General features: G+C 63.2%; 19 protein-coding genes and 4 tRNA genes. 11 read left to right on the top strand and 12 right to left on the bottom strand.

Annotated elements, in window-relative coordinates; genetic code table 11:
- Nucleotides 1-283: 283 nt before the first annotated feature.
- The 4 genes from JaAD80_RS06550 to JaAD80_RS06535 all read left to right on the top strand — a co-directional run bounded on the left by JaAD80_RS06550 (nucleotide 284) and on the right by JaAD80_RS06535 (nucleotide 1,146).
- Nucleotides 284-368, top strand: a tRNA-Leu gene (locus tag JaAD80_RS06550).
- A gap of 363 nt (nucleotides 369-731) precedes the next feature.
- A tRNA-Leu gene (locus JaAD80_RS06545) sits at nucleotides 732-816 on the top strand.
- A 72-nt stretch (nucleotides 817-888) separates the two neighbouring features.
- Nucleotides 889-973: transfer RNA gene (locus JaAD80_RS06540), tRNA-Leu, on the top strand.
- A gap of 88 nt (nucleotides 974-1,061) precedes the next feature.
- Nucleotides 1,062-1,146, top strand: a tRNA-Leu gene (locus tag JaAD80_RS06535).
- A gap of 112 nt (nucleotides 1,147-1,258) precedes the next feature.
- Here JaAD80_RS06535 and JaAD80_RS06530 read toward each other — a convergent pair.
- Nucleotides 1,259-2,110 (bottom strand): SDR family oxidoreductase, encoded by an 852-nt coding sequence (locus JaAD80_RS06530; RefSeq protein WP_102293428.1) that lies wholly within the window; start codon nucleotides 2,108-2,110, stop codon nucleotides 1,259-1,261.
- Nucleotides 2,111-2,227: 117 nt separating this feature from the next.
- Between JaAD80_RS06530 and JaAD80_RS06525 the strand changes: the two genes are divergently transcribed.
- From JaAD80_RS06525 to phaP, 4 genes are all read left to right on the top strand, one after another.
- Nucleotides 2,228-2,656 carry a helix-turn-helix domain-containing protein gene (locus tag JaAD80_RS06525; RefSeq protein ID WP_102293427.1) on the top strand — a complete coding sequence of 143 codons (429 nt, stop codon included), beginning with the start codon at nucleotides 2,228-2,230 and terminating at the stop codon, nucleotides 2,654-2,656.
- Between the two features lie 115 nt (nucleotides 2,657-2,771).
- On the top strand, nucleotides 2,772-5,003 hold the full coding sequence (locus JaAD80_RS06520) for an ATP-binding protein (RefSeq protein ID WP_102293426.1): 2,232 nt from the start codon (nucleotides 2,772-2,774) through the stop codon (nucleotides 5,001-5,003).
- A gap of 49 nt (nucleotides 5,004-5,052) precedes the next feature.
- The gene (locus tag JaAD80_RS06515) at nucleotides 5,053-5,247 is read left to right on the top strand and encodes a hypothetical protein (RefSeq protein ID WP_102293425.1); all 195 of its coding nucleotides are present in this window, start codon (nucleotides 5,053-5,055) and stop codon (nucleotides 5,245-5,247) included.
- Nucleotides 5,248-5,354: 107 nt separating this feature from the next.
- The gene (phaP, locus tag JaAD80_RS06510; RefSeq protein ID WP_102293424.1) at nucleotides 5,355-5,966 is read left to right on the top strand and encodes a TIGR01841 family phasin; all 612 of its coding nucleotides are present in this window, start codon (nucleotides 5,355-5,357) and stop codon (nucleotides 5,964-5,966) included.
- A gap of 55 nt (nucleotides 5,967-6,021) precedes the next feature.
- Here the strand turns inward: phaP and JaAD80_RS06505 are convergent, their stop codons facing one another.
- Together JaAD80_RS06505 and JaAD80_RS06500 are read right to left on the bottom strand one after the other, a co-directional pair.
- Nucleotides 6,022-6,675, bottom strand: a complete 654-nt coding sequence (locus JaAD80_RS06505; protein ID WP_374755231.1) for a helix-turn-helix transcriptional regulator — start codon at nucleotides 6,673-6,675, stop codon at nucleotides 6,022-6,024.
- Nucleotides 6,672-7,889, bottom strand: a complete 1,218-nt coding sequence (locus tag JaAD80_RS06500; protein WP_102293423.1) for an MFS transporter — start codon at nucleotides 7,887-7,889, stop codon at nucleotides 6,672-6,674. The genes JaAD80_RS06505 and JaAD80_RS06500 overlap by 4 nt, the downstream gene beginning before the upstream one ends.
- Before the next feature lie 168 nt (nucleotides 7,890-8,057).
- Between JaAD80_RS06500 and JaAD80_RS06495 the strand changes: the two genes are divergently transcribed.
- The 3 genes from JaAD80_RS06495 (at nucleotide 8,058) to JaAD80_RS06485 (ending at nucleotide 12,768) form a co-directional block, all read left to right on the top strand.
- A complete protein-coding gene (locus JaAD80_RS06495) occupies nucleotides 8,058-8,762 on the top strand; it encodes an SMI1/KNR4 family protein (RefSeq protein ID WP_102293422.1) in 705 nt (234 codons plus the stop codon).
- A gap of 95 nt (nucleotides 8,763-8,857) precedes the next feature.
- Nucleotides 8,858-10,510 (top strand): VRR-NUC domain-containing protein, encoded by a 1,653-nt coding sequence (locus tag JaAD80_RS06490; protein ID WP_102293421.1) that lies wholly within the window; start codon nucleotides 8,858-8,860, stop codon nucleotides 10,508-10,510.
- Entirely contained in the window at nucleotides 10,507-12,768 is a 2,262-nt protein-coding gene (locus JaAD80_RS06485; RefSeq protein WP_102293438.1) for an ATP-dependent DNA helicase, read from the top strand. Before JaAD80_RS06490 ends, JaAD80_RS06485 begins: the two co-directional genes overlap by 4 nt.
- Here the strand turns inward: JaAD80_RS06485 and JaAD80_RS06480 are convergent.
- The 9 genes from JaAD80_RS06480 to JaAD80_RS06440 all read right to left on the bottom strand — a co-directional run bounded on the left by JaAD80_RS06480 (nucleotide 12,757) and on the right by JaAD80_RS06440 (nucleotide 22,570).
- Nucleotides 12,757-13,485, bottom strand: coding sequence for a LytTR family DNA-binding domain-containing protein (locus tag JaAD80_RS06480; protein WP_102293439.1), 729 nt, complete (start codon nucleotides 13,483-13,485; stop codon nucleotides 12,757-12,759). The genes JaAD80_RS06485 and JaAD80_RS06480 overlap by 12 nt on opposite strands.
- 11 nt (nucleotides 13,486-13,496) lie before the next feature.
- The gene (locus JaAD80_RS06475; RefSeq protein ID WP_102293420.1) at nucleotides 13,497-14,573 is read right to left on the bottom strand and encodes a sensor histidine kinase; all 1,077 of its coding nucleotides are present in this window, start codon (nucleotides 14,571-14,573) and stop codon (nucleotides 13,497-13,499) included.
- 6 nt (nucleotides 14,574-14,579) lie between these two features.
- Nucleotides 14,580-15,395, bottom strand: coding sequence for a LiaI-LiaF-like domain-containing protein (locus JaAD80_RS06470; RefSeq protein WP_102293419.1), 816 nt, complete (start codon nucleotides 15,393-15,395; stop codon nucleotides 14,580-14,582).
- Entirely contained in the window at nucleotides 15,385-15,768 is a 384-nt protein-coding gene (locus JaAD80_RS06465) for a LiaI-LiaF-like domain-containing protein (protein ID WP_102293437.1), read from the bottom strand. The genes JaAD80_RS06470 and JaAD80_RS06465 overlap by 11 nt, the downstream gene beginning before the upstream one ends.
- A 402-nt stretch (nucleotides 15,769-16,170) precedes the next feature.
- The gene (locus JaAD80_RS06460) at nucleotides 16,171-17,073 is read right to left on the bottom strand and encodes an NAD-dependent epimerase/dehydratase family protein (protein ID WP_102293436.1); all 903 of its coding nucleotides are present in this window, start codon (nucleotides 17,071-17,073) and stop codon (nucleotides 16,171-16,173) included.
- Nucleotides 17,074-17,292: 219 nt separating this feature from the next.
- The gene (locus tag JaAD80_RS06455; RefSeq protein ID WP_102293418.1) at nucleotides 17,293-19,239 is read right to left on the bottom strand and encodes a UvrD-helicase domain-containing protein; all 1,947 of its coding nucleotides are present in this window, start codon (nucleotides 19,237-19,239) and stop codon (nucleotides 17,293-17,295) included.
- A 42-nt stretch (nucleotides 19,240-19,281) separates the two neighbouring features.
- Nucleotides 19,282-20,478 (bottom strand): selenoneine synthase SenA, encoded by a 1,197-nt coding sequence (gene senA, locus JaAD80_RS06450; protein ID WP_258002838.1) that lies wholly within the window; start codon nucleotides 20,476-20,478, stop codon nucleotides 19,282-19,284.
- 74 nt (nucleotides 20,479-20,552) lie between these two features.
- Nucleotides 20,553-21,869: a phosphate regulon sensor histidine kinase PhoR gene (gene phoR / locus JaAD80_RS06445; RefSeq protein WP_102293417.1), complete on the bottom strand. Its 1,317-nt coding sequence runs from the start codon at nucleotides 21,867-21,869 to the stop codon at nucleotides 20,553-20,555.
- A gap of 11 nt (nucleotides 21,870-21,880) precedes the next feature.
- Nucleotides 21,881-22,570 carry a response regulator gene (locus JaAD80_RS06440; RefSeq protein WP_034755074.1) on the bottom strand — a complete coding sequence of 230 codons (690 nt, stop codon included), beginning with the start codon at nucleotides 22,568-22,570 and terminating at the stop codon, nucleotides 21,881-21,883.
- Between the last annotated feature and the right edge of the window lie 5 nt (nucleotides 22,571-22,575).

Below are 22,575 nucleotides of genomic sequence, written 5' to 3'. Positions count from 1 at the left end.
ACAGTACAAGTACCCCGCCGATGAAAAAAAGGAGAAAAGCTGCGCAATGCATTTGACTTCGGCAAATATTGCTCTATAATCTCGGTCTCTTGCAGCGACAAACCTTCACGGGAATGCAGTTGCAGGAAAGCGGTACAGGGTTGATGTGCAGTATGGAGTGAAAGCTCATCTGGCGCAAAACTCTTCAAGCCGCTATAATAGCAGAATTGTTGTAGTAAGTTGTTTTGCAACAAATACTCGAGCAGTAAAAAGTAATAAGGCATCAGCAATAAGCAGCATCAGTGCCCACGTGGCGGAATTGGTAGACGCGCATGGTTCAGGTCCATGTGCCTTCGGGTGTAGGGGTTCGAGTCCCTTCGTGGGCACCATTACCTAATTCGCAAAAAAGCCGCAAACTTTCACGAGTTTGCGGCTTTTTTTCATTTCCGCAGCATTCTTCCCAGCATTCCTCCCTCTCTTCGCCAGCGCTCCCGCCATTCGCGGCTTGCGCACTCCGCGCGCAGCGCCACAGCTTTTCGCCCGCGCCTGATGCAAGTGCCCCGCATGCATCGGTAAAAGCGCTGAAAAAAGAGGCAAATCTACCCTTTTCTCATAGGGAAAAGCCCTTTTTGAAAGAAAAACCATGTTTCTTGAAGAAAAGTGCGAAATGTTGATTGACCGAATGCGCGCCAGCCCTTATGATTTTGTCCTCGCTGCAGAACATGCAGCGACAAGCAGCAAGCAGTAACAATGCCCACGTGGCGGAATTGGTAGACGCGCATGGTTCAGGTCCATGTGCCTTCGGGTGTAGGGGTTCGAGTCCCTTCGTGGGCACCACCAGCAACGAGTCGTTTTCGTTGTTGTCCGCAGTAAAAAGTAGTAAGGTAGCACAGCAGTTAGCAGCACAATGCCCACGTGGCGGAATTGGTAGACGCGCATGGTTCAGGTCCATGTGCCTTCGGGTGTAGGGGTTCGAGTCCCTTCGTGGGCACCACCAGCAACGAGTTGTCGATCGTTGTAATCCGCAGTAAAGCAGTATGGTTTCACAGTAGTAAGACATCAGTAGTCATAGCAGCATCAGTGCCCACGTGGCGGAATTGGTAGACGCGCATGGTTCAGGTCCATGTGCCTTCGGGTGTAGGGGTTCGAGTCCCTTCGTGGGCACCATTACCTAATTCGCAAAAAAGCCGCAAACTTTCACGAGTTTGCGGCTTTTTTCATTTCCGGTTGCAAACGTCAACAATGCCGCGCAGCTTTCCGCCTGCGGCATCCCCTCCCCTTATTTCGCCAGCGCCGCCTTCACGGCGTCAAACAGGGTCGTCGTCGGACGGCCAATCAGCGCGCTCAACTGCTTGCCATGGTCTTCCAGGCCGCCCTTGGCCGCGCCCGCATCGGAATCGGCCAGCAGATCGGCAAAGCCTTCCGGCACGCCCACGCTTACCAGCGCCGCCTTGAAGTCCGCCTGCGGCAAGTCTTTGTACACGATCGGCTTGCCCGACTGGCGCGCCACTTCGGCCGCATATTGCGCCAGGGTGAAGCCCTGGTCGCCCGCCAGTTCATAAATGGCTTGCGGCTGGGACGCCGTCAGCACGGCAGCGGCCGCGGCCGCGTAATCGGCGCGCGTGGCCGACGAGAAACGCCCATCCTGCGCCGCGCCCAGCACGACGCCATGCTCGAGCACGGGCGCCAGGTGTTCCGTATGGTCTTCCAGGTACCAGCCGTTGCGCAAGAAACTGTAAGGCAGGCTTGACGCGCGGATGGCCGCTTCCGTGATCACGTGCTCGGCGGCCAGGCCCAGCGGCGAGGTGTCGGCGCGCAAGACGCTGGTGTAGGCCAGCAAGGCGACGCCGGCGCGCTTGGCCGCATCGATGACGTTCTGGTGCTGCTGCGCGCGCTGACCCACTTCGCTTGACGAGATCAGCAGGATTTTCGTCGCGCCCTGGAAGGCCGCGTCGAGGCTGGCGCCATCGTTGTAGTCGGCCTGGCGCACTTGCACGCCCTTGGCGGCCAGGTCGGCAGCCTTGGCCGGGTTGCGCACGGCGGCGATGATGTGGCCTGCGGGAACGGATGCGAGCAGGCTGGCGATGACGTGCTGGCCCAGATTGCCTGTGGCGCCGGTGATGACGATCATGATTTCTCCTTGGTACGTGGGTGGTAAAACCCTATAATAGGACTATTACTTACTTATTGTAAGTACGTACCTTTTGGTAAGTATGGGTAAAGTTTTTAATTAATAAGGCCAACTATCATGTCCACAGACACTCCCGGCGCCAGCCTGCGCGCCGCCCTCGCCCGCCAGAACCAGGACGCGCACCTGCTGGCGGCCGCCTGCCCGTCGCGGGTCGTGCTCAGCCACCTGACCAGCCGCTGGGCCGTGCTGGTGATGGTGCTGCTGCTGAGCGGCACCCGCCGCTTCAGCGAACTGCGCCGCGAAGTGGGCGGGGTCAGTGAAAAAATGCTGGCGCAAACCCTGGAAGCGCTGGCCGGCGACGGCTTCGTGCTGCGCCAGGCCTATATGGTGATCCCGCCGAAAGTGGAATACAGCCTGACGCCGATGGGACGCGAGGCGGCCGAGCGGCTGGCCGTGCTGGTCGACTGGATCGAGGATAATTATGCGCGCATCGAACAGGCGCGCGCCGGCCTGGCAGCGGCGCCGGCGGCGAAAAACGCCGCCTGATGGACGCCTGCGCCGGGCGGCCAATTGCATTGCTTTTGGACATCAAGAATTATCGTTTACTCCTACTTGCCTTGATGTAATACTAGTCCCATGAACCGCGTAAGGGCGCGACACCATGAATCAGTTGATTTCCAACATCGCCGACCGGGCCAATGTGCTGCTGGTCAGCAATTCGCCAAACGATGTGCGCGAACTGCTGTATGTGCTGGACCGGCATAACCTGGGTACGGGACTGGCGGGCGATGTCGACGAGGGCGTGGAACTGGCGGCGGGCGGCACGGACCTGATCCTGCTTGACGCGGCTCTGGCCGGCACGAATATCGGCGCGGCCTGCATGCGCCTGCGCAATGCGGGCGGGCGCCATGGCGTGCCGCTGCTGCTGATGTCGGCCACCCCCAGTGCCGAGGAACAGGGCCGCAGCGTGGGCGCCGGCGCCTCCGACTACATCAAGATGCCCTTCAATGCGCGCGACGTGGCGGAAAAAATCCTCATGGAACTGGCGCTGCACAAGGCCGACGCGCCCGTGCCGCATGCGGCCACGGCACCGCGCCCCTTGCATCCGCAAACGCTGGAAGTCAATTACCACTCCATCCTGGCCGGCTCGCCCGACGCCGTCCTGCTGTTCGATATCGACAACAAGCTGCTGATCGACGCCAACCACCTGGCGGAAAGCCTGTTCGGCATGCCGCTGGCCGACTTGCTGCAAGGCGGCATGGAACGGTTGTTTCCCAGGACGCAGGACGATGGCCGCGCCTCGCCGCAACTGCTGGAAGAGAAAATACGCGCCACCCTGCAAGGCAGGATCGTCGTCTTCCGCGCCACCTGCTGCCATCGCGACAGCCACCCGATCGCCTGCGAAATCCGGCTGATGCGTTTGTCCGTGCCGGGCCGCCAGCTGGTGCATGCGCGCATCATCGACTTGACGGAGCGCAACCTGGCCGAGGCCATGCGTGCGGGCCAGAGCGCGCTGCTGGAAATGGTCGCCAAGGGCGCGCCCCTGATTCCCACCCTGAACCATCTGCTGCTGCTGATCGAGGGCCAGGCGCGCGGCGTGTTGTGTTCCATCATGCTGCTCGACGATGACGGCATCCACATGCACAGCGCGGCCGGTCCCAGCCTGCCGCCCGCCTACATGGCCCTGCTCGAAGGCGTGGCCATCGGCCCTGGCGTGGGCTCCTGCGGCACGGCCATGTTCCGGCGCGAAGCCGTGGTGGTCAGCGATATCATGCACGATCCGCTGTGGGCGCCCTACCGCGAGCTGGCCGCGCCGTTTGGCTTGCGCGCCTGCTGGTCGCGCCCCATCTTCGGCCAGGATGGCGCCGTGCTGGGCTCGTTTGCCATGTATTACCGCGACGTGCGCAACCCTGATGCGCACGACCTGGGCCTGATAGACACGGCCACCGACCTGGCCGGCATCGCGATCGGCCGCATGCGCCATGAACGCGAACTGCAGCGCCACCGCACCCACCTGGAAGAACTGGTGGACGAACGCACGGCCGCCCTGACGCAGGCCAAGGAGCAATCGGAACAGGCGAACCGCGAATTGGCCGCGGCGCTGGAAAACCTGTCCATCACGCAAGAGGAACTGGTGCGGCGCGACAAGCTGGCCGCCCTGGGCGCGCTGGTGGCGGGCATCGCGCATGAACTCAATACGCCGATCGGCAACGGCCTGGTGGTGGCCACCACCATGGCCGAGCGCACGCGCGAGATCCAGGCCAGCTTCCTCGACGGCTTGCGCCGTTCCGAACTGGAAACCTATCTGGCCCAGGCCAGCGAGGCGGACGCCATCATGCTGCGCAACCTGCAGCGCGCGGCCGACCTGGTGTCCAGCTTCAAGCAGATCGCCGTCGACCGCGCCAGCTCGCAGCGGCGCCACTTCCTGCTGCGCCAGTTCGTGGCAGAACTGATGCTGCCCATGTCCACTCCGCTCAAGGCGGCCGGCGTGAGCCTGACGCAGGATGTACCGGACGAGCTGGCCATGGACAGCTATCCCGGCCCGCTGGGCCAGGTGCTCAGCAACCTGCTGGAAAACTGCTTGCGCCACGCCTTCGAAGGACGCAGCGGCGGCAGCATCGCCATCACCGCGCACGGCAGCGACGATGGCCGGAACATCCGCCTGTCCATCGCCGACACGGGCGTGGGCATTGCCGCCGACGACCTCACGCATATCTACGACCCCTTCTTCACGACCAAGCTCGGCTCGGGCGGCTCGGGCCTGGGCCTGCACGTGGCGCACAACATCGTCACAGGCGTGCTGGGCGGCCATATCGACGCCAGCAGCAGTCCCGCCGGCACTACCTTCACCTTGCTGCTGCCCATCGCCGCGCCCCAGTCGGGTGCCGTCTGAGGCACAGGCGCGCTACAATGTCGCCATCGCATTCTGATGGAGCAAGACCATGAAATACCTGCTCGCCACGGTCCTGCTGGCCATGTGCGCCGGCGCCTGGGCCGAACCGGCCCCCTGGTACAAATGGCGCAGCAAGGTCGACGGCACCCTGTCGTGCGCCCAGTCCACCCTGGGATTTGGCTGGGAACTGGCCTCGGGACCGTACAAAGATAGCCGTTGCGAAAAACCGGCGCTTGCTAAATAATGGGGCCATGACCACACGGGGAACCGGCTTGAGATCAAGCGATGGCAATGCGGCATCGAAAGAGTATGGAACGATAAGAACGTATCTATTCAAACCGAGGAGACCACATGTTTACGAATCCGGAACAATTCGCATCGGCCACCAAGGCCCTGTTTGAATTCCAGCTGATGACCTTCAACACCCTCACCACCAAGGCCGTGCAAGGCGTGGAACAGGTGCTGGCATTGAACATGGCCACCGCCAAGAGCGGCATCGAGGATGGCCTTGCCGCCGGCAAGGAAATCAGCCAGGCCAAGGATCCGAAGGCCGCCATGGCCGCCGCTGCCGCCCAGCTGCAACCGGGCGTGGCCGGCGCGAAAGCGTACAAGCAGCAGCTCGACGACATCATCAAGGAAATCCACACGGAATTCACCACGGCCGCCGAAGCCCATGTGGCTGAAGCGAAAAGCAACTTGAGCGCCCTGATCTACGACGTCACGAAAAACGTGCCGCCCGGCTCGGAAAACGCCGTCGCCATCGTCAAGGCCGCCATCGACAACGCCTTCCTCGGCTACGAGCAAGTGACCAAGGCCACGAAACAGGCCGTGAAAACGGTGGAAGAGCAGATCGCCAAGGCCAGCGCGCAAGTGGCGCAGGCCACGGAAAAAGCCACGAGCGGCGCCAGCGCTGCACCTGAAAAGGCAGCGCCGGCAGCCAAGCCGAAGGCTGCCAAGAAGTAAGGTGACTCAATGTGGGGTCAGACCCGCCGGGTCTAACCCCAGCCTTTGCTTGGGTTCATCTCACCGGCACAATCCGGTACACGCAGCGCCTTCCCCCCTCCAGCAGATATTCGCTGCGCTCCACCGTGCAATCGCCCCCCAACACGCGTTGAAAGATGGCCAGCTCCGAGCGGCAAAAATTCTGGCACGCCGTGGCCGCCGCGCAGATCGGGCAATGGTTTTCCACCAGCAAGACACTGCCATCGTCCTGCGGCTCGGCATGGGCCATGTAACCTTCGCCATCGCGCGCCCGCGCCAGGCTGTCCACCCGTTGTACCAAGTCAAGCCGAGGGTCGACCAGCTTGCCGTAGGCAGCTTCGCTGCTGCGCTCGCGCGCACCGATCAGTTTATCGAGTCCTTCATCGCCGAACAGGGTTTTCACTTGCCCGATCAATTCCAGCGTCAGGTCGGCATGCCGGTCGGGAAAGCGCGCGTGGCCTTGCTGCGTCAACTGCCAGCGGCGCGACGGGCGCCCCACCTTGTCGGCCACATCGTCGAAGGCCACCAGGCCACGCTCGTGCGCCGCCTCCAGCTGGCGCCGCGCGCCCATGGACGTGATATCGAGCAAGGCCGCCAGCTGCTGCGCCGTCTGCGGCCCGCGCATTTTCAGCAGGAACAAGGTTTGCTCCGATGTGCTCACGTTCGTGCTCACGTTAGTGCTCGTGCTCATGCCACCGCCTTGGCATCGACGGCGCCGTCCAGCTGCCGGCGCCAGGCCGCCATGCGCCAGGCGGCCCAGGCGGCCGAACAGGCTCCGGCGATGAGGATCAAGCGCGTGTCGATCAGGGTCAGCACGGAGCCGCTCAGGGCGACGACGATGTTGGCGATGCAAAAGGTGGTGGCCAGCAAGCCCATCACGGCACCCTGTCCGTGCGCGCTGAAGCGCTCGGCGCACCAGCCCTGGATCACCGTGTTGTACAGCGCGTTCGGAATGCCGAACAGCACGATGGCGGCGATGCCCACCCAGATATTGCCCATGGCCAGCACGCCCACGGCCAGCGCCACGCCGCAGGCATACCAGCAGGCGCGCAGCAAGGGCGCATGGCGGCTGGGTCCGCCCGCCAGCAGCGAAGTGATGGTCATGGTGCCGCACAGGCCCACATTCACCCAGGCAATCGCCTGCGCATTGTAGTTGGCCGTCTCGACCAGCCACAGCGGATAGAATTCGTAAAAGCTGGCCACGCCGCAAGTGAGCGCCAGCTGCACGATGAACAGGGTGCGCAGCTCGTCGTGGCGCAGCAGGTTCAGCGAATGCTGGTCGCGCGCCACCTGCCACCACGAGGTCGTCAGCAACGATGGCGTTTCGCGCGGCAAGCCTGCGGCCACCAGCACGGCGACCAGCATCAGCGCGGCAGCGGCGATCCAGAACGGCACCGTCACGCCCCATACCAGGGTGGCGCCCGCGAGGATCGGCCCCACCAGCCAGCCCAGGTAAAACGCGCCGTTCAGCCACGACATGGCACGCAGGCGCAGCGCTCCCGTCAGCTGGTCGGCCAGCATGGCGCGCGCCACGGCGCCATTTCCTTCCAGCAAACCGGTGATGAAGCGGGCGACGATGAACAAGGGATAGGACTGGATCACCAGCGCCCAGGCCGTGATGGCGTGGCCAATGGCGGCGCCCACGGCCGTGCGCATCAGCAGCGGACGGCGGCCATAGCGGTCAGACAAGGGGCCAAGCAAGGCCGAACCGATCAGCAAGCCCAGCGGATTGATGGTCAGCGCCAGGCCGAACAGCAGCTTGGAGGGCAAGCCGAGGAAATTATTGAAGGCATTCGGCGCCTCGGCCGCGAACAGCGGCGGCAGGATCGGGTACGGCAGGGACGCGCCGATGGTCGACAGCAGCGCCAGCAAACAGGCGGCGGAAATCAGGATGATATTTTTCATGCAGCCTCAGCGGGTGTCTTGATTATATTGGTCTGGCAAGAATAGCCGGGGCCATTAGATAAGTAAACTAAATTGTTTATTAATTGATGCCACACCGTGGCAAGCGTCGCGCCCACGGTCAAAGCCCCGTGCTACAGTGCGCGGCATTGCCACGACACCAGACACCTCATGACCTTGTCCGACATCGAACGACACTACGGCTTCACTTATCCGCCACTCTACAAGCAGCTTGAACACGACGGCATGCTGAACGTGGGCGAGTACGGGCCCGCCTGGTACCAGCAGGTCTACCCCACCTTGAAGGATCGCCCCACCCTGCTGCTGCACGCCGACGATTTCGAGTTGCTGAGCGTCACGGCTGTCGCGCAGGCTCTCGACGAGCTTGCCGATCCCGACGATTACCGGCAGATCGATCCTGCCTTGCGCTTCATTCCGTTCGCGCAGACGGGCGCCGGCGACCACTACTGCTTTTTCGCTTCCGGCCAGCAAGACGCCGACCTGCCCGTCGTGCTGCTGTGGCACGACCAGGAGGAAGCGCAGCACCTGGCGCGCAACCTGGCCGACTTCCTGTTCCTGATGCTGCTCCAAAGCATGGCGGATCAGGACACGTACAACGAAGTCAGCGACGAGGAATTCAGGGAACAGCTGGAAAAAACCATGGGCACGCATGCGCGCTACCTGACGGCACGTCAGGCGGAAGTGCTGCAGGCGCTGCTGGCCAGGGACATCATCGATTACGACGTGGCGCTGCCGAAAGGACGCACGGAAGCGCACCGGGGCTTGCTGACCGATATGGAACTGGCCAGCCTGCGCGCGGAACTGATTGCCTACGATAAATACGACGACTGTTTTGCCTACGGCGCGGCTGGCTGAACACAAAATCGCTGGGCAAGCGGCGGATGAAGGTTTAAACTGTATATAAACACAGTAAAACCCGTCACCTTGCATCTTGCCCTATTGATATTCCCATGCTGAGAGTCCTGGAAAATCCCCTGTACTATCTGGACAATTTCCAGGATGTGCTGAGCTGGATAGCCACACGCTATGCCGACCTGCTGAGCGTTGAAGAAACGCAATTCATCGCCCAGTTCGGCGCATTGCCGCTGCCCTCGCGCGCCCTGTTCGTGCGCCTCGTCATGCGCAAGGGCTGTTTGTTTCGCGCCAGCAAACTCAATTACCCTGAAATCGGCGACACGCGCGCCGCCGCCCTGCCCCTGCTGGCGACGGGCTGGGTGGTGGCCGATCCCGTCATCTCGCTCGAAGAACTGTTCGACCTGCTGCTGAAGGCGGAAATCGCCCAGGCCTTCGACCTCGCCGCGCCCTTGAGGGTGGCGCGCAAGGCCGAGCAGCTGGAGGCATTGCGCGAACAGCATGCGGACGATCAAGCGTTCTCCGCGTGGTATCCGGCCTGCACCGACGTGCTGTACCGCATCGGCATGCAGCCCCTGTGCGACCGCCTGCGCCTGATTTACTTTGGCAACTATCACCAGGACTGGTCGGAATTCGTGCTGTCAGACCTGGGCGTGTACCAATACGAAAAAGTGGAATTCTCGCCGCAGTCGCGCGGTTTTCGCACTCGCCAGGATATCGAGCACTATGAAGTGCTGCACCAGTGCCGCGAACGCTACAACGACAGCGCGCCGGCCGACGAAGTGTTGCGGGAACTGGCCGCGCTGCCTTTGCCGCCCGAGAATACCTGGCTGGCCAGCCGGCGCGACAAGCTGACCTTCCAGATCGCCCAGCACCTGGAAAAATGCCAGGACTGGCCCGCCGCCTACCGCGCCTATGCCGACTGCCGCTATCCGGGCGCGCGCGGCCGCGCCATCCGCGTGCTGGAAAAAGATGAGCAACCGCAAGCGGCCTACGACAGGCTGACCATCGCCCTGGCGGCGCCGGAAAGCGAGGCGGAACAGCAATTGCTGCTGCGCATGGCGCCCCGTCTGCGACGCAAGCTGGGCCATGCCAAGCAGGCGGCCAGTGCGGCGGCAAGCGTGGAACGCATCGACCTGCTGCTGCCGCATCCGGAACAGGCCTGCTATGTGGAAATCGTCGTGAGGCAGCACCTGAGCCACGACGATGCGCCCGTGTATTACGTGGAGAACACCTTGATCAATTCGCTGTTCGGCCTGCTGTGCTGGCCCGCCATCTTCAAGGCCATCCCCGGTGCCTTCTTCCACCCGTTCCACCGTGGCCCCGCCGACTTGCACAGCGCCGACTTTTACCTGCGCCGCAGCGGCGATTTTTCCGCCTGCCTGGCGCGGCTGGACGACGGCAGCTACCAGGCAAGCATCCGCGCCACCCTGGCCGCCAAGCACGGCATCGCCTCGCCCTTCGTCAGCTGGGAGGTGCTGGGCGATGGCTTGCTGGACCTGGCGTTGGCCTGCATTCCGGCCGCGCACCTGAAAAAAGCGTTTGAACGCATCTTGCTCGACATCAAAAGCAACCGCAGCGGCTTCCCCGACCTGATCCAGTTCTGGCCGCAGGAGCAGCGCTACCGCATGATCGAAGTCAAGGGGCCGGGCGACCGCCTGCAAGACAACCAGCTGCGCTGGATCGCCTATTGCGCCCGGCACGCCATGCCCGTCAGCGTGTGCTACCTGCAATGGCAGGCGGCGGCATGAGAGGAAACACGTACACGATCGCCGTGCGCGCCCTGTGCGAATTCACGGCCAAGGTGGGCGACCTGGACTTGCGCTTCACGCCTTCGCCCACGGCGCAGGAAGGCATGGCGGGCCACGCCACCGTCACGGGCCGGCGCGACGATGATTACCAGCGCGAAATCAGCCTGTCCGGCAACTTCGGGCCCTTGCACGTGCGGGGCCGCGCCGACGGCTACGACCCGGCGCGGCGCCAGCTGGAAGAAATCAAGACATACCGGGGCGACCTGGATGCCATGCCCGCCAACCACCGCCAGCTGCACTGGGCGCAGGCGCGCATCTATGGCCACTTGCTGTGCCAGCAGCTGAACCTGCCCATGTTGCGCGTGGCGCTCGTGTATTTCGATATCGCGAGCCAGAAGGAAACGCTCATGCACGAGGAATGCACGGCCGGGGCGCTGCGTACCTTCTTCGAGCAGCATTGCGCGCTGTTCCTCGACTGGGCCGAACAGGAAATGGCGCACCGCGCCAGCCGCGACGGGCAGCTCACCAGCATGGCCTTCCCCCACGCGCACTTTCGCCCGGGACAGCGCCAGCTGGCCGAGGCCATGTACAAGGCCAGCAGCCGTGGCTGCGGCTTGCTGGCGCAGGCGCCGACCGGTATCGGCAAGACGGTGGGCAGCCTGTTCCCGATGCTGAAAGCGACGGCCGCGCATGGCCTGGATAAACTGTTTTTCCTGGCCGCCAAGGTGCCGGGCCGCCAGATGGCGCTCGACGCCTGCGCCATCCTGAAGGATAGCGCCCCGCTGCTGCCCTTGCGCGTGCTGGAACTGAGCGCCAAGAGCAGCGCCTGCGAGCATCCTGACAAGGCCTGCCACGGCGAAGCGTGTCCGCTGGCCAAGGGTTTTTACAACCGTTTGCCGCTGGCGCGCGAAGTGGCGCTGGCCAGCGGTTTGATACTCGACAAGGAAGCCGTGCGCGCCATCGCCTTGCAGCAGGGCATCTGCCCGTATTACCTGGGCATGGAACTGGCGCGCTGGAGCGATGTCGTGATCGGCGACTACAACTATTATTTCGACCTCAGCGCCATGCTGTACGGCATGACCCTGGCCCACGACTGGAAGGTCAACGTGCTGGTCGACGAGGCGCACAATATGGTCTCTCGCGCACGCAGCATGTACTCGGCCGAGCTGCAGCAGATCAATCTGAAAATACTGCGCAAGTTCGCGCCCGAGGCACTGAAAAAGCCGCTGGACCGCCTCGCGCGCCAGTGGACGGCTTTGCTGAAAGAACAGGACGGCGACTACCACGTGCATGCGGCCTTGCCCGAGAAATTCTTTGGCGCCCTGCAAGGCGTGGCCACGGCCATCGGCGACTACATGGCCGAGCACGCCACTTCCCTGGACGAAGACTTGCAGCGCTTCTATTTCGACGTGCTGCTGATCAACCGCCTGGCGGAAAGCTTCGCCGAACATTCGCTGTTCGATGTCAGCAAAACGGACACGGGTTCCACCGTCTGCATCCGCAACATCGTCCCCGCGCCGTTCCTGAAGGAACGTTTCGCGGCCAGCCACAGCACGGCCCTGTTTTCCGCCACCCTGAGTCCGTGGAATTACTACAGCGATACCCTGGGCATGCCGGCCGACACGGCCTGGGTCGACGTGGAATCGCCGTTCCAGGCGGAACAATTGTCCGTGCGCGTGGCCGACAATATTTCCACGCGCTACCAGCACCGGGCCGCCTCGCTGCTGCCCATCGCCCAGCTGATGGCGCGCCAGTACCGGGAAACGCCGGGCAATTACCTGGCCTTTTTCAGCAGCTTCGACTACATGGAAAAGACGGCCCACTTGTTCGCCCAGCATTATCCGGACGTGCCCCTCTGGCAGCAGCCGCGCCGCATGGATGACGCTGCGCGCAGCCAGTTCCTCGGGCGCTTCGGCCTGGAGACGCGCGGCATCGGCTTTGCCGTGCTCGGTGGTGCGTTTGGCGAAGGCATCGACTTGCCGGGCGCGCGCCTGATCGGCGCCTTCATCGCCACCCTCGGTTTGCCGCAGATCAACCCCGTCAACGAACAGATCCGCCAGCGCATGGGCGACATCTTCGGCGCCGGCTACGACTACACGTATCTGTACCCGGGCATGCAGAAAGTGGTGCAGGCGGCCGGCCGGGTCATCCGCACGCAGTCGGACAAGGGCGTCGTCTACCTGATCGACGACCGCTTTTCGCGCCCGGAAATCCGGCAACTCTTGCCCACCTGGTGGGATGTGCAGCTAGCCAACTAAAACCTTGAGCTTCTGGTAGCCCGCCTTGCTCACGGGTATCCTCGTATCGTCGCGCAGGATGGCCACGTGGCTGTCTTTCGTTGCCGCCTCGATGCGGCGGATACCGTCGATGTTGAGCAGATACGACCGGTGCACGCGCAGGAACTTGGCGGGATCGAGCTGGGTTTCCAGCTCCGACAGTCGCTGGCTTTTCAGGTAGGACTTGCCTTCCGAACGGATGCTGATGTAATCGTCCTGCGCTTCGATGTAGTCGATGCGCGCGCTGGCGATGACGTGGACTTTCGCACCGTCGCGTATCAGCACGCGGTCGAGCGGCGCGGCGCGCGTGGCCGCCTCGCGCGCCGCCGCCTGCACAGCTTCAGGCGCGCTGCGGTGGGCGCGGGCATGGGCCAGCGCCTGCTCGAAGCGCTGCTCGCTGAACGGTTTCAGCAGGTAATCGAGCGCATGGCATTCGAAGGCCTTCAAGGCGTACTGGTCGTAGGCCGTGACAAAGATCAGGCGCGTCTTTGCGCCTATCAGTTCCGCCACTTCGAAGCCGTCCAGGCGCGGCATCTGGATGTCGAGGAACACCAGCTCCGGTTCCAGTTCCGCGATGGCCTTGACGGCCTCGAAGCCGTTGGCGCATTCGGCCACGACCTCGATATCGTCGTGACGCGCCAGGTATTCGCGCAGCACGCCGCGCGCCAGCAGTTCGTCGTCGACGATGGCTACCCGCATTTTTGCCTGCATCATTCTTCCTCCATATCGCCGGTCTGCGCCGGCATCGATATCGTCACGTCAAACGCCGCGCCGCGCCGCGCCCAGTGCACGCCGGCTTCATGGCCATAGGCGCCGGCCAGGCGCTGGCGCACGTTTTCCAGGCCCACGCCATTGCCGCGCGCCGGTGCCTGATCCGCCTCCACCGGATTGCTCACGCGAATGTGCAGCAGGCTGCCCGCGCGCCGCGCCTCGATGGTGATGAGGCCGCCCTCCGTCAAGCCGCAAATGCCATGCTTGACAGCATTTTCCACCAGCGGCTGTATCAGCATGGGCGGCAGCAGGCACGCCAGCGCGGCGGCATCGATGCTTTCCGCCACTTGCAGGCGCGCGCCAAAGCGCACCTGCTCGATGGCGAGGAAGTGCCGGATCAGCACCAGCTCTTCCTGCAAGGCGATTTTCTTGTGCGCTTCCAGGCTCAGGCTCTGGCGAAAGAAGCTGGCCAGTTGCAAGGTCATCTGGCGCGCGCCCGCCGCATTGATCGACGTCAAGGCACTGATGGAATTCAAGCTATTGAACAGGAAATGCGGGTCGATTTGCGTGCGCAGCATGCGCAATTGGGCTTCCTGGGCCATCAGCTGCGCTTCCAGCCCCCGTTGCTCGGCCGTCTTGGCGCGCACGAATTCCAGCAGCAGATAATGCACGGCGGCCACCAGGCAATACAGCAGCACGCCCACGCCAAAGAACAGGGCCAGCAGCGACTGGCTCAGGTTCACGCCCAGCCAGCGCACATCCAGCAACAGGCTGACGCTGTTCAGGAACTGCAGCAGGGTTGCCCACAGCAAGCCCGCAAACAGGGCCGCCACGCCCATCACGCCGGCGATGGCAGCCGGATGGCGGGCATTCAGGGGATAGGCGCGGCACAGGTAAAAGGCGGAAAAGCCCGTGCCGATCGCATACACGAGCGTGGCGGGCACGACCAGCAGGGCCGCATTCAGCCACGGCGCCTGTGCCACCCTGGCGAGCATGACCGCCAGGGCCAGGCCCAGCGCCAGGCAGACGAGGAACAGCGCCACGGCGCCGCGCCGCTTCGACAATGGCCCGGACATGCGCGCCTAGTTGCGGATTTCCAGGCCGCCCATGATGGCGTAGCCAGTCACATACAAACGCTTGTTCTTGTTCGGCGGCACGATGGTCTTTTCTTCGAAACCGCCGAGGATGGGCGTGCCCTGCAGTACGACGCTCCAGTCAGGCGGAATCTTGATGGTGATGCCGCCGCACAGGGCAAACACGTTGAGCACGGCTTCACCCTCGATCGAGGCCTGGCGCAAATCGATTTCGCAGCCTGCCATGATGACATTGATGTCGCCCCCCTTGAAGCGCTGCGACGACACGCGCCGCACATAGCCGCCCAGGATGGCCGTCACCTCGATGATGCTGTCGTCGTCGGCATGTCCCTCAGCGCCAGCGCCGGGCGCTGCCGTATCGGCTTGCTTGTCGAGCGAAACGGCGCCATTCCTAGCCTGGCCAAACGCATCGCCCGGCGCCGCGCCGTCCTGTTGCGCGGCAAAGCGCCGGCGGCGCAGCCGCTGCTGCGAACCGGGCAAGGACTTCGAAACCACGGCCACGCCCACGCCGATGATCAGCAAGGGCCACAGCACGTCCCAGTTCATGTAGAAGATGCCCATGTGCTTGAGGGTCCAGGCCACGCCCAGGAAAACCAGCATGCCGCCAAGCAAATAGCCATTCGCGCTGCGGCTTTGCGACAGCTTCAGCAGGCCGAAGACGATGAATGCCGTGGGCCAGAAGCGGAAGGTGTAGCGGACATTGATGAAGCCCAGGTTATCGAGCAGGAACAGCAGGCCCAGCCCGATGACGATGACGCCCAGCACGATCTGCGATGGCGAATGCAGCGGCGGTTTATTTTTCATGCTCGGACTCCCGGTAGGCAATAAAGTGTTTGTTCAGCAGCGGTTCCAGCACCAGCCCCACGCCCCAGGCAATCAGCAGGGCTGGCCAGCTATTGTAGAAATTCAAGTTCCACAGCTCTTCATACGAGACATACCACCAGGCGGCAAAGAAGATCAGCCACAGGCCGCTCAACACCTGCTTGGCGGACACGGGCGCGACCAGCTTGTTGAGGCCGAAGGCAACCATGATCAATGGCCAATAATGCCATAGTGAATAGTAATCGTGGAGGATGATCACATCGAGCCGGTCCAGCAGGATGACGGCGCCGATGGCGATCAGCAGCACGCCCCACAGCAGCTGGGTACGCCGGCAATACGCTTGTTCTGGTTTCACGATATCCCCTTGTTGTTGGTTAATCGTAAAGATACGCGCCATGGGCGCACGGCGATAGCCTTGTTCGGCGAATGGCAGATACGGGGCGGTGGATGGCGAAACGGCACGCAACAAAACGTCGGGCGAAAAAAAAGACCGGCAAGCGCCGGCCTTGAAGGGGTTGATGCAGTACACGACTTACGGCGCCGATGGGCAGTCCCTGGCGGGGCAGCCCATGCAAGGCAAAATCTGGTGCCGATCCTTGAGGCGACCGGCTGACCTGCAGGAAGATCGAACATGCCGCCAACTTCACGGCAGTGCGTCTCAACCAGGCAAAGTCATCATACCCCTGTTCACGCAAATGCACCGTTCGCTAGCGCACACAGCATCTGTTTTGCTGAGTTGCATCAATACTGCCGGCAATCAGTGGGGCGGATTCAGCATGTCATGCTTGATCCACTCCAGCACGCCTGGCCCCTGCGGCTGCCAGCCCAGCAGCTTGCGCGCCCGTTCGCCGCGCACGCGGCTGTTCGAGCCGAGGCCGTAGGAAGCCATTTCATAGCCCCATTCGGCGATCGCTTCCGGCAGCGGCCAGTCCTGCGCAGGTCCCAGTTGCAATGCATCGGCGATGGCGGCCGTCATGTCGCGGAAGGCCGCCTCGCCCGACTCGACAAAGTAAAAGGTGCCGGCCGGCGATTTTTCCAGCGCCAGCAAGTACAGGCTGACAACGTCGTCGATGTGCACATTGGACCAGATATTGCGGCCCGGCCCCACGTGGCGCACGATGCCGCTCTTGCGCGCCTGTTTCAGCAAACGCGGCAGCTGCACGCTGTCGCGCGGCAAGGCGCCGTGGCCATAGATCAGGGTATTGCACAGTACGCTGGCACGCACGCCCTTGTCGGCGCTGGCCAATACCAGGTCGTCGATGGCGACCCTGGCCGCCTTGTCGGCCGTCGGCGCCGGCAGCTTGTCTTCATAATAAATCTGCTCCGTGCCCTCGCCGCCCGAGGCATCGCCCACGATGGACGAGCCGCTGGTGTGCAGGAAAGGCTTATTGCTGCCGGCCAGCGCTTCAATGATGGCTTCCACGGCCCCCTTGTGGTCGCTGCTGGCCGCATTGATGACGGCGTCGGCCGCCCTCGCCTGCCCGATGATGAGTTCACGGTTGTCCAGGGTACCGACGATACCCTCCACCCCGATGCTGGCCAGCTCGGCCACCTGCTCCGGTTTACGCACGAGGCCCGTGACCTGGTGGCCGGCGCGCACCAGGCCCGCCGCGATGGAACTGCCGATGAAACCTGCCGCGCCTGTCAAGAAAATCTTCATGCCGTGGACGCCAAACAAAACCTACTGCGCGTCGCGCTTTGCGGCCTGCGATGCTCACCGTGCTCTAGCACGGTTGCGCTTCTTAGCCACAAATCATCGCCGCTCGCTACGGTTTTGTTAGGCGTCGTTCCTCCTTTGTAAGTTCAGATCGATTGTGATCAGTCCGACAAAGTATGCGCCGTTTCCGCCTTCGCAAAAAGCAGCCACACAGCAAAAGATCTATGACTTGGACGCAACAATTTTCTGGTTGAGCTGCAGGGCGGCGATGTAGCGGCTCTGGTAGGCGGGATCTTCCGGCGTCAGCAAGGTCAGCCTGTCGCGCGCGCGCGTGGCGGCCACATAGAAGCGGTTTTCCTCTTCCAGCGGGTCGGTCTTGCTGCGTGGGAATTCATCGACGGCCAGGTAAGGCAAGATCACGTGGCTGTATTCCAGGCCCTTGATCTGGTCGATGCAGGCGATGACCAGCTGCGCCTTGCCGCTGGTGACGGCAACGGCCTCTTCCATCTCGCCCAGCCAGCCGGCAAAACCGCCCAGCGCCACGCCCGCCTCGCGGCAGACAGCGATGAAACCGTGCAGGGAACGGGCCACGACCCGCGCCTGGGCCGGGTCGACATAAATGCGGCGCGCCGTCTGTTCCAGCTGCATCAGGGCAAAGATATGCTGCAGGGCGTCACCGGCCAGCGCGTCGGGCGGCAACGCGCGCAGGTAGTCGACGGCCGCCTGCGTCAGGGCCGCCTTGGCCTGGTTGTGGGACTTGGCCAGCTGGTTGGTCAGGAAGCCTTCCAGCAAGTCCGGGTAATTGGCGACGTCGGCCTTGGCTTGCTGCAGCTCCGTGCGGGTAAACGGGATTTCCGCGAAGGCCACCAGGGCTTCGAGGATATCGCCGCGGCGCGGGCCGCTCTTGATCGCGTGCAAATCCTTGCGGGCGATGGCGACCATGCCGCGCAGCATCAGCACTTCCTGGCTCAGCAGATAGCTGTTCATGTCCACCAGGCCATACGCGATGCCGCTCTGGAACAGCGCCGTTTCCACGCGGATGGCCTGGTCGCGGTCGCGCAGCAAAATCGCCGTGGTACCCGCATGCGCGTGCTCAAGGGCGGCGATCAGCTGTGCGCTGCAGGCCTGCGCCTGCGTATGCGCGTATTGCAGCACCTCGATGTGGGTGGCGCGCGACAGGGCCGACACGCTGGCCTTGTTCTTCAGCACGCCGACGGCGTGCGCCAGTTGCGGACCATAGCGGTAGGACGCCGTCAGCGGCAGGCGCTGCAAGGTGGGGAATTCCTGCTCGAAACGCTGGCGCAAAAAGCGGTGATCGGCGCCCGACCACGTGTAGATGACTTGATCCTTGTCGCCGGCGCCACAGAAAAAGGCGTTGCCACGGCGGATCAGCATGGTCAGCAGGCGGAACGACGCTTCGTTCAAATCGTGCAATTCATCGGCCACGATGATCTGGAAGGCGGGCAACTGCTGGCGCAGCGGTTCGTCGCCGTCAAGCATGCGCACCAGGTCGTAGGTGGCGTCGAACGGCGCGCGGAACTGGATATCGCCCGTGTCGGCGCCGCGCAAGCCTTCGTATTCGCGCAGCCACAGATAATGCGTGCGCGACATGCCCAGCAACTCAAGATTATCTTCGAGGGAATTGCTTTCGAAGTCCGGATGCTGGAAATCCATGCGCGCCTTGGTGCGCAGTTGCAACTTCAGGAATTCGGCGATCGCCGCATTCGTCGTATTGATTTCCAGCGCATAGCGGTGTGCATATTTCTCGGACACGACTTCGAGCGCTTCCCACGCCACGGGACGCAGTTCTTCGTCGCTGCGCATGGCGGCCACCTGCACGCGCTCCATCTGCAGCAGCACCTTGGCGGCAAAGGCGTCGAAGGTGTCGATCGTCAGGCGCTTGACGACACCGAGCGGCACGCCCACTTCCAGCAGGCGCTGGCGCAGGGCCACGCGCGCCGCTTCCGTAAACACCAGCGCCAGCATGCGTTCGGGCGCGCGGCCCCGGTGCAGGGCTTCGGCCAGGCGCAGGGCCAGGGTCGTCGTCTTGGCGGCGCCGGCATTGGCGTCGATCAGCACCACCTTCTTTTGCGCCGTCTGGATGGCGACCTGTTCCGGCGTGGGCGTGATGCGTTTGGGAATGAACTGCGGGGCGTTATCTGTACTCAAAAGTATTCCTGAAATGATGGGCGAATGCCTGCTCCCCGGGCATTACCAGGCGCAGGTGCGCATGCCCGTGAAGCCATCGACCCGCTGCGGCGCCTGGAAGGCGCGCATGCGCGCCGAGCGCAAGCGCAGCGGCGTGGCGAACGCGGCGCCGCGCAGCGCCTGGTGCTGCATGAAATACGGCGCCGAATATTCGCGCCAGGCATCGGGGGCAAAGCCCGGATACGGCTCGAACGGCGTCGCCGTCCATTCCCATACGTGTCCCCACTGGAACACCGGATGCCCGGACAGCGCAGCATACTCCCATTCCGCTTCGCTCGCCAGGCGGCGCCCGGCCCAGGCGCAATACGCCTGCGCTTCATACAGGTTGATGTGCCGCACGGCTTCGTGCAGCGGCAAGGTCATGCGCTGGCCAAAGCGCATGGTGCGCCACTGCATGCCGTCGCGCAGCCAGTACAGCGGCGACGAACGCTCCTGCTGCATCAGCCAGGCGCTGCCGGCCGCGCTCCAGAACTGGCGGTTCTGGTAGCCGCCGTCCGACACGAAATCGGCGAACTGGGCATTCGACACGGGCACGGCATCGATGGTAAACGGCGGCACATAGCACGCGTGTGGCGGGCATTCATTGTCGAAGGCAAACCCCCCGTCGCGGCGCGAACCCAGCTCGATGGTACCGCCCGGAAAGGAAATCTCGCCCGCCGCCAGCGGCAAGGAAGGGCTTGCCGGCTGCGCCTCGGGGCCTTTCAGGCCCAGCCATTGCAGGCCGGCCAGCAATTGCTCGCCGCACAGGTCTTCATGCGCCAGCGCCAGCCGGTACGGCGCCAGGGCGCTGTCGACATTGGCTTCGCGCGACAGCTTGTCCAGCACCCGGTCCAGGACCTCGTGGCAATACGTCTTGACGGCGCCGGGGCTGGGCAAGTCCAGCGACCAGCGCGCACGGTGATCGACCATGTTCGCGTCAAACAAATCGTCGCCGCGCGTCAGCAGCGAATTGTAGACGGCGTCCGCCGGGTGGCTGGAGGGAGCTTCGCGCAGGATGTACCACTCGGCAAACCAGGCGATATTGCCCAGTTGCCACAGCGGCGGGCTGAGTTGAGGATGGTGCGGCATGCCGGCCACCACGTCGAGGCCCGCATACGTGTAGCAGTCGAACAGGGACAGGGTGGCCTGGCGCGCGGCCAGCAGCGATTGCGCCAGTTGCTGCGCGCCTGCATGGCGAAAGGAAGCGTTGATTAAAGTCATGGCCTGATTGTAACGACTTTTGCCAACATTGCACTAGTCGCTGTGGCACACAGGGGACGCTTCCCCTGTGCCATTTACTTGACCAGCAATTCGCCTTGCAGCGGCGTGATGACGGATTTGGGCAGGCTGGCGATGAAGCTGCTGCCCTTGTCGGCAACGGACTGGATGGCCAGGGTCCCGCCGTGGCGCAGCAGCACGTGCTTGACGATGGCCAGGCCCAGGCCCGTGCCCTGGGTTTCGCGCGAACGGCTCTTGTCGACGCGGTAAAAGCGTTCCGTCAGGCGGGCGATATGCTCGGGGCTGATGCCGATGCCCGTATCCTGCGCGATGAATTGCGGACCGGCCGCGCCATCCTGCCAGCGCAGGGTGATGGCGCCGCCAGCCGGCGTGTAGCGCACGGCATTCGACGCCAGGTTGCCAAACGCACTGTAGAGCTCATCGTAGCTGCCCAGCACGTCGGGGCCATTGCATTCCATGGTCACTTCGTGCTTGCCGGCCGACAGCCCCTTGGCATCGCGCAAGACCTGCTGCATGAGCTTTTTGACATCCACCGGTTCGGGGCGCAGCGGATAGTCGACCGATTCCAGGCGCGACAGGGTCAGCATGTCTTCGATCAGGTGCTGCATGCGGTGGCCCTGCTCCGTCATCAGCTTGAGGTGGGCGGCGCGCGTGGCGGCGTCCAGGTCCAGCTCGGCGGAAGCGATTTCCAGGAAGCCAACGATGACCGTCAGCGGCGTGCGCAGCTCGTGCGAGGCATTGGCGATGAAGTCGCGGCGCATCATCTCGATGCGTTCCGTTTCCGTCACGTCGTGCGTGACGAGAATCTGGCGGCGGTTCTCGAACGGGATGATCTGCACGATCAGCTTGCGGTTACGGAAGGTGATCGTCAAGGGCTGGTCGTAGCGGCCCAGGATGATGTAATCCATGAACTCGGGACTGCGGATCAGGTTGGTAACGCGCATGCCCTTGTCGCGTTCGTGCGTCAGGCCCAGGTGTTTCTCGGCGGCCGGATTGCACCATTCGAGGAACAGTACGTCATCCATGATGACGACGCCGTCCGGCAGCAGGTGCATGGCCTGGCGGAAACGCGCCAGCCACTCCGTCAGCTCGGCCTGGTTTTTCTCGTCGTCGCGGCGCATGCGGTACAGGCGCGCGAAGATGCTGGTCCAGGCCCCCCAGCCATCGGGCAGCTTGGCGCTTTGCGGATTGTCCAGCCAGTTACTCAGCTGGAACAGATACGACAGCTGCACGAACACCATCATGGCCATCAGCACGAAGGCAATGCCCAGCGCGTACGTGGCGCCCAGCAGATACCAGACGACACCCACGCCCAGCAGCGCCAGCACCATGCGCAAGGCGGCCGGTACCCAGAACAGCAATTTCGGATTCATAGTGGACAGCTTTATTTTTCAGACAACATGTAGCCGACGCTGCGCACCGTCTTGATCAGGCTTTCCGCCTCTTTCAAGGCTTTGCGCAAGCGCAATACGTGGACATCGACCGTGCGTTCCTCGATCACCACATGGTCGCCCCACACCTTGTCGAGCAGCTGGCTGCGCGAAAACACGCGTTCCGGATGGGCCAGCAGGAATTTCAGCAGCTTGTATTCGGCATGGCCGATATCGATCTTCTGTTCATCCATCATGACGGTGCAGCTGACGGGGTCCAGGGCCACGTTGCCGGCGCGCATGGGCGCCTGCGCGTGTTCCGGGCTCTTGCGCCGCAACAGGGCCTTGGCACGGGCCAGCAGCTCGCGCGGCGAGAACGGCTTGGTGACGTAATCGTCAGCCCCGCTGTTCAGGCCGGCCAGCTTGTCTTCTTCCATGCTCTTGGCGGTGAGCATGATGACGGGGATGGCGGCGAAATTGCGGTCGGCGCGGATGCGTGACAGCAGGCGCAAGCCCGTCTGATCCGGCAGCATCCAGTCCAGCAGGATCAAGTGCGGCGTGCGGTGCTGGATGAATTCCCAGGCATCGGCGACGTTTTGTACAGAACAGCAATTCCAGCCGGATTCGCGCAGCGAATAGGTCACCAGTTCAACGATGGCCGGCTCATCTTCAACAATCAATACCGTGGTTTTATCAGATGCCATAAAGC

Origin of the sequence: Janthinobacterium sp. AD80, from assembly GCF_002878455.1 — a bacterium.
Lineage (GTDB): Bacteria > Pseudomonadota > Gammaproteobacteria > Burkholderiales > Burkholderiaceae_D > Janthinobacterium.
Note: the sequence above shows the minus strand (reverse complement) of the source record. Positions and strands in the feature narration are given on the sequence as shown.

What these genes read in the sequence shown, in the direction of transcription:
- JaAD80_RS06440 (WP_034755074.1), bottom strand. Translation starts at nt 22,570, where the DNA reads ATGGCATCTGATAAAACCACGGTATTGATTGTTGAAGATGAGCCGGCC.
- JaAD80_RS06520 (WP_102293426.1), top strand. Translation starts at nt 2,772, where the DNA reads ATGAATCAGTTGATTTCCAACATCGCCGACCGGGCCAATGTGCTGCTG.
- JaAD80_RS06485 (WP_102293438.1), top strand. Translation starts at nt 10,507, where the DNA reads ATGAGAGGAAACACGTACACGATCGCCGTGCGCGCCCTGTGCGAATTC.
- JaAD80_RS06470 (WP_102293419.1), bottom strand. Translation starts at nt 15,395, where the DNA reads ATGAAAAATAAACCGCCGCTGCATTCGCCATCGCAGATCGTGCTGGGC.
- JaAD80_RS06460 (WP_102293436.1), bottom strand. Translation starts at nt 17,073, where the DNA reads ATGAAGATTTTCTTGACAGGCGCGGCAGGTTTCATCGGCAGTTCCATC.
- phaP (WP_102293424.1), top strand. Translation starts at nt 5,355, where the DNA reads ATGTTTACGAATCCGGAACAATTCGCATCGGCCACCAAGGCCCTGTTT.
- senA (WP_258002838.1), bottom strand. Translation starts at nt 20,478, where the DNA reads ATGACTTTAATCAACGCTTCCTTTCGCCATGCAGGCGCGCAGCAACTG.
- JaAD80_RS06495 (WP_102293422.1), top strand. Translation starts at nt 8,058, where the DNA reads ATGACCTTGTCCGACATCGAACGACACTACGGCTTCACTTATCCGCCA.
- JaAD80_RS06490 (WP_102293421.1), top strand. Translation starts at nt 8,858, where the DNA reads ATGCTGAGAGTCCTGGAAAATCCCCTGTACTATCTGGACAATTTCCAG.
- JaAD80_RS06530 (WP_102293428.1), bottom strand. Translation starts at nt 2,110, where the DNA reads ATGATCGTCATCACCGGCGCCACAGGCAATCTGGGCCAGCACGTCATC.
- JaAD80_RS06500 (WP_102293423.1), bottom strand. Translation starts at nt 7,889, where the DNA reads ATGAAAAATATCATCCTGATTTCCGCCGCCTGTTTGCTGGCGCTGCTG.
- JaAD80_RS06480 (WP_102293439.1), bottom strand. Translation starts at nt 13,485, where the DNA reads ATGCGGGTAGCCATCGTCGACGACGAACTGCTGGCGCGCGGCGTGCTG.
- phoR (WP_102293417.1), bottom strand. Translation starts at nt 21,869, where the DNA reads ATGAATCCGAAATTGCTGTTCTGGGTACCGGCCGCCTTGCGCATGGTG.
- JaAD80_RS06505 (WP_374755231.1), bottom strand. Translation starts at nt 6,675, where the DNA reads ATGAGCACGAGCACTAACGTGAGCACGAACGTGAGCACATCGGAGCAA.
- JaAD80_RS06475 (WP_102293420.1), bottom strand. Translation starts at nt 14,573, where the DNA reads ATGTCCGGGCCATTGTCGAAGCGGCGCGGCGCCGTGGCGCTGTTCCTC.
- JaAD80_RS06525 (WP_102293427.1), top strand. Translation starts at nt 2,228, where the DNA reads ATGTCCACAGACACTCCCGGCGCCAGCCTGCGCGCCGCCCTCGCCCGC.
- JaAD80_RS06515 (WP_102293425.1), top strand. Translation starts at nt 5,053, where the DNA reads ATGAAATACCTGCTCGCCACGGTCCTGCTGGCCATGTGCGCCGGCGCC.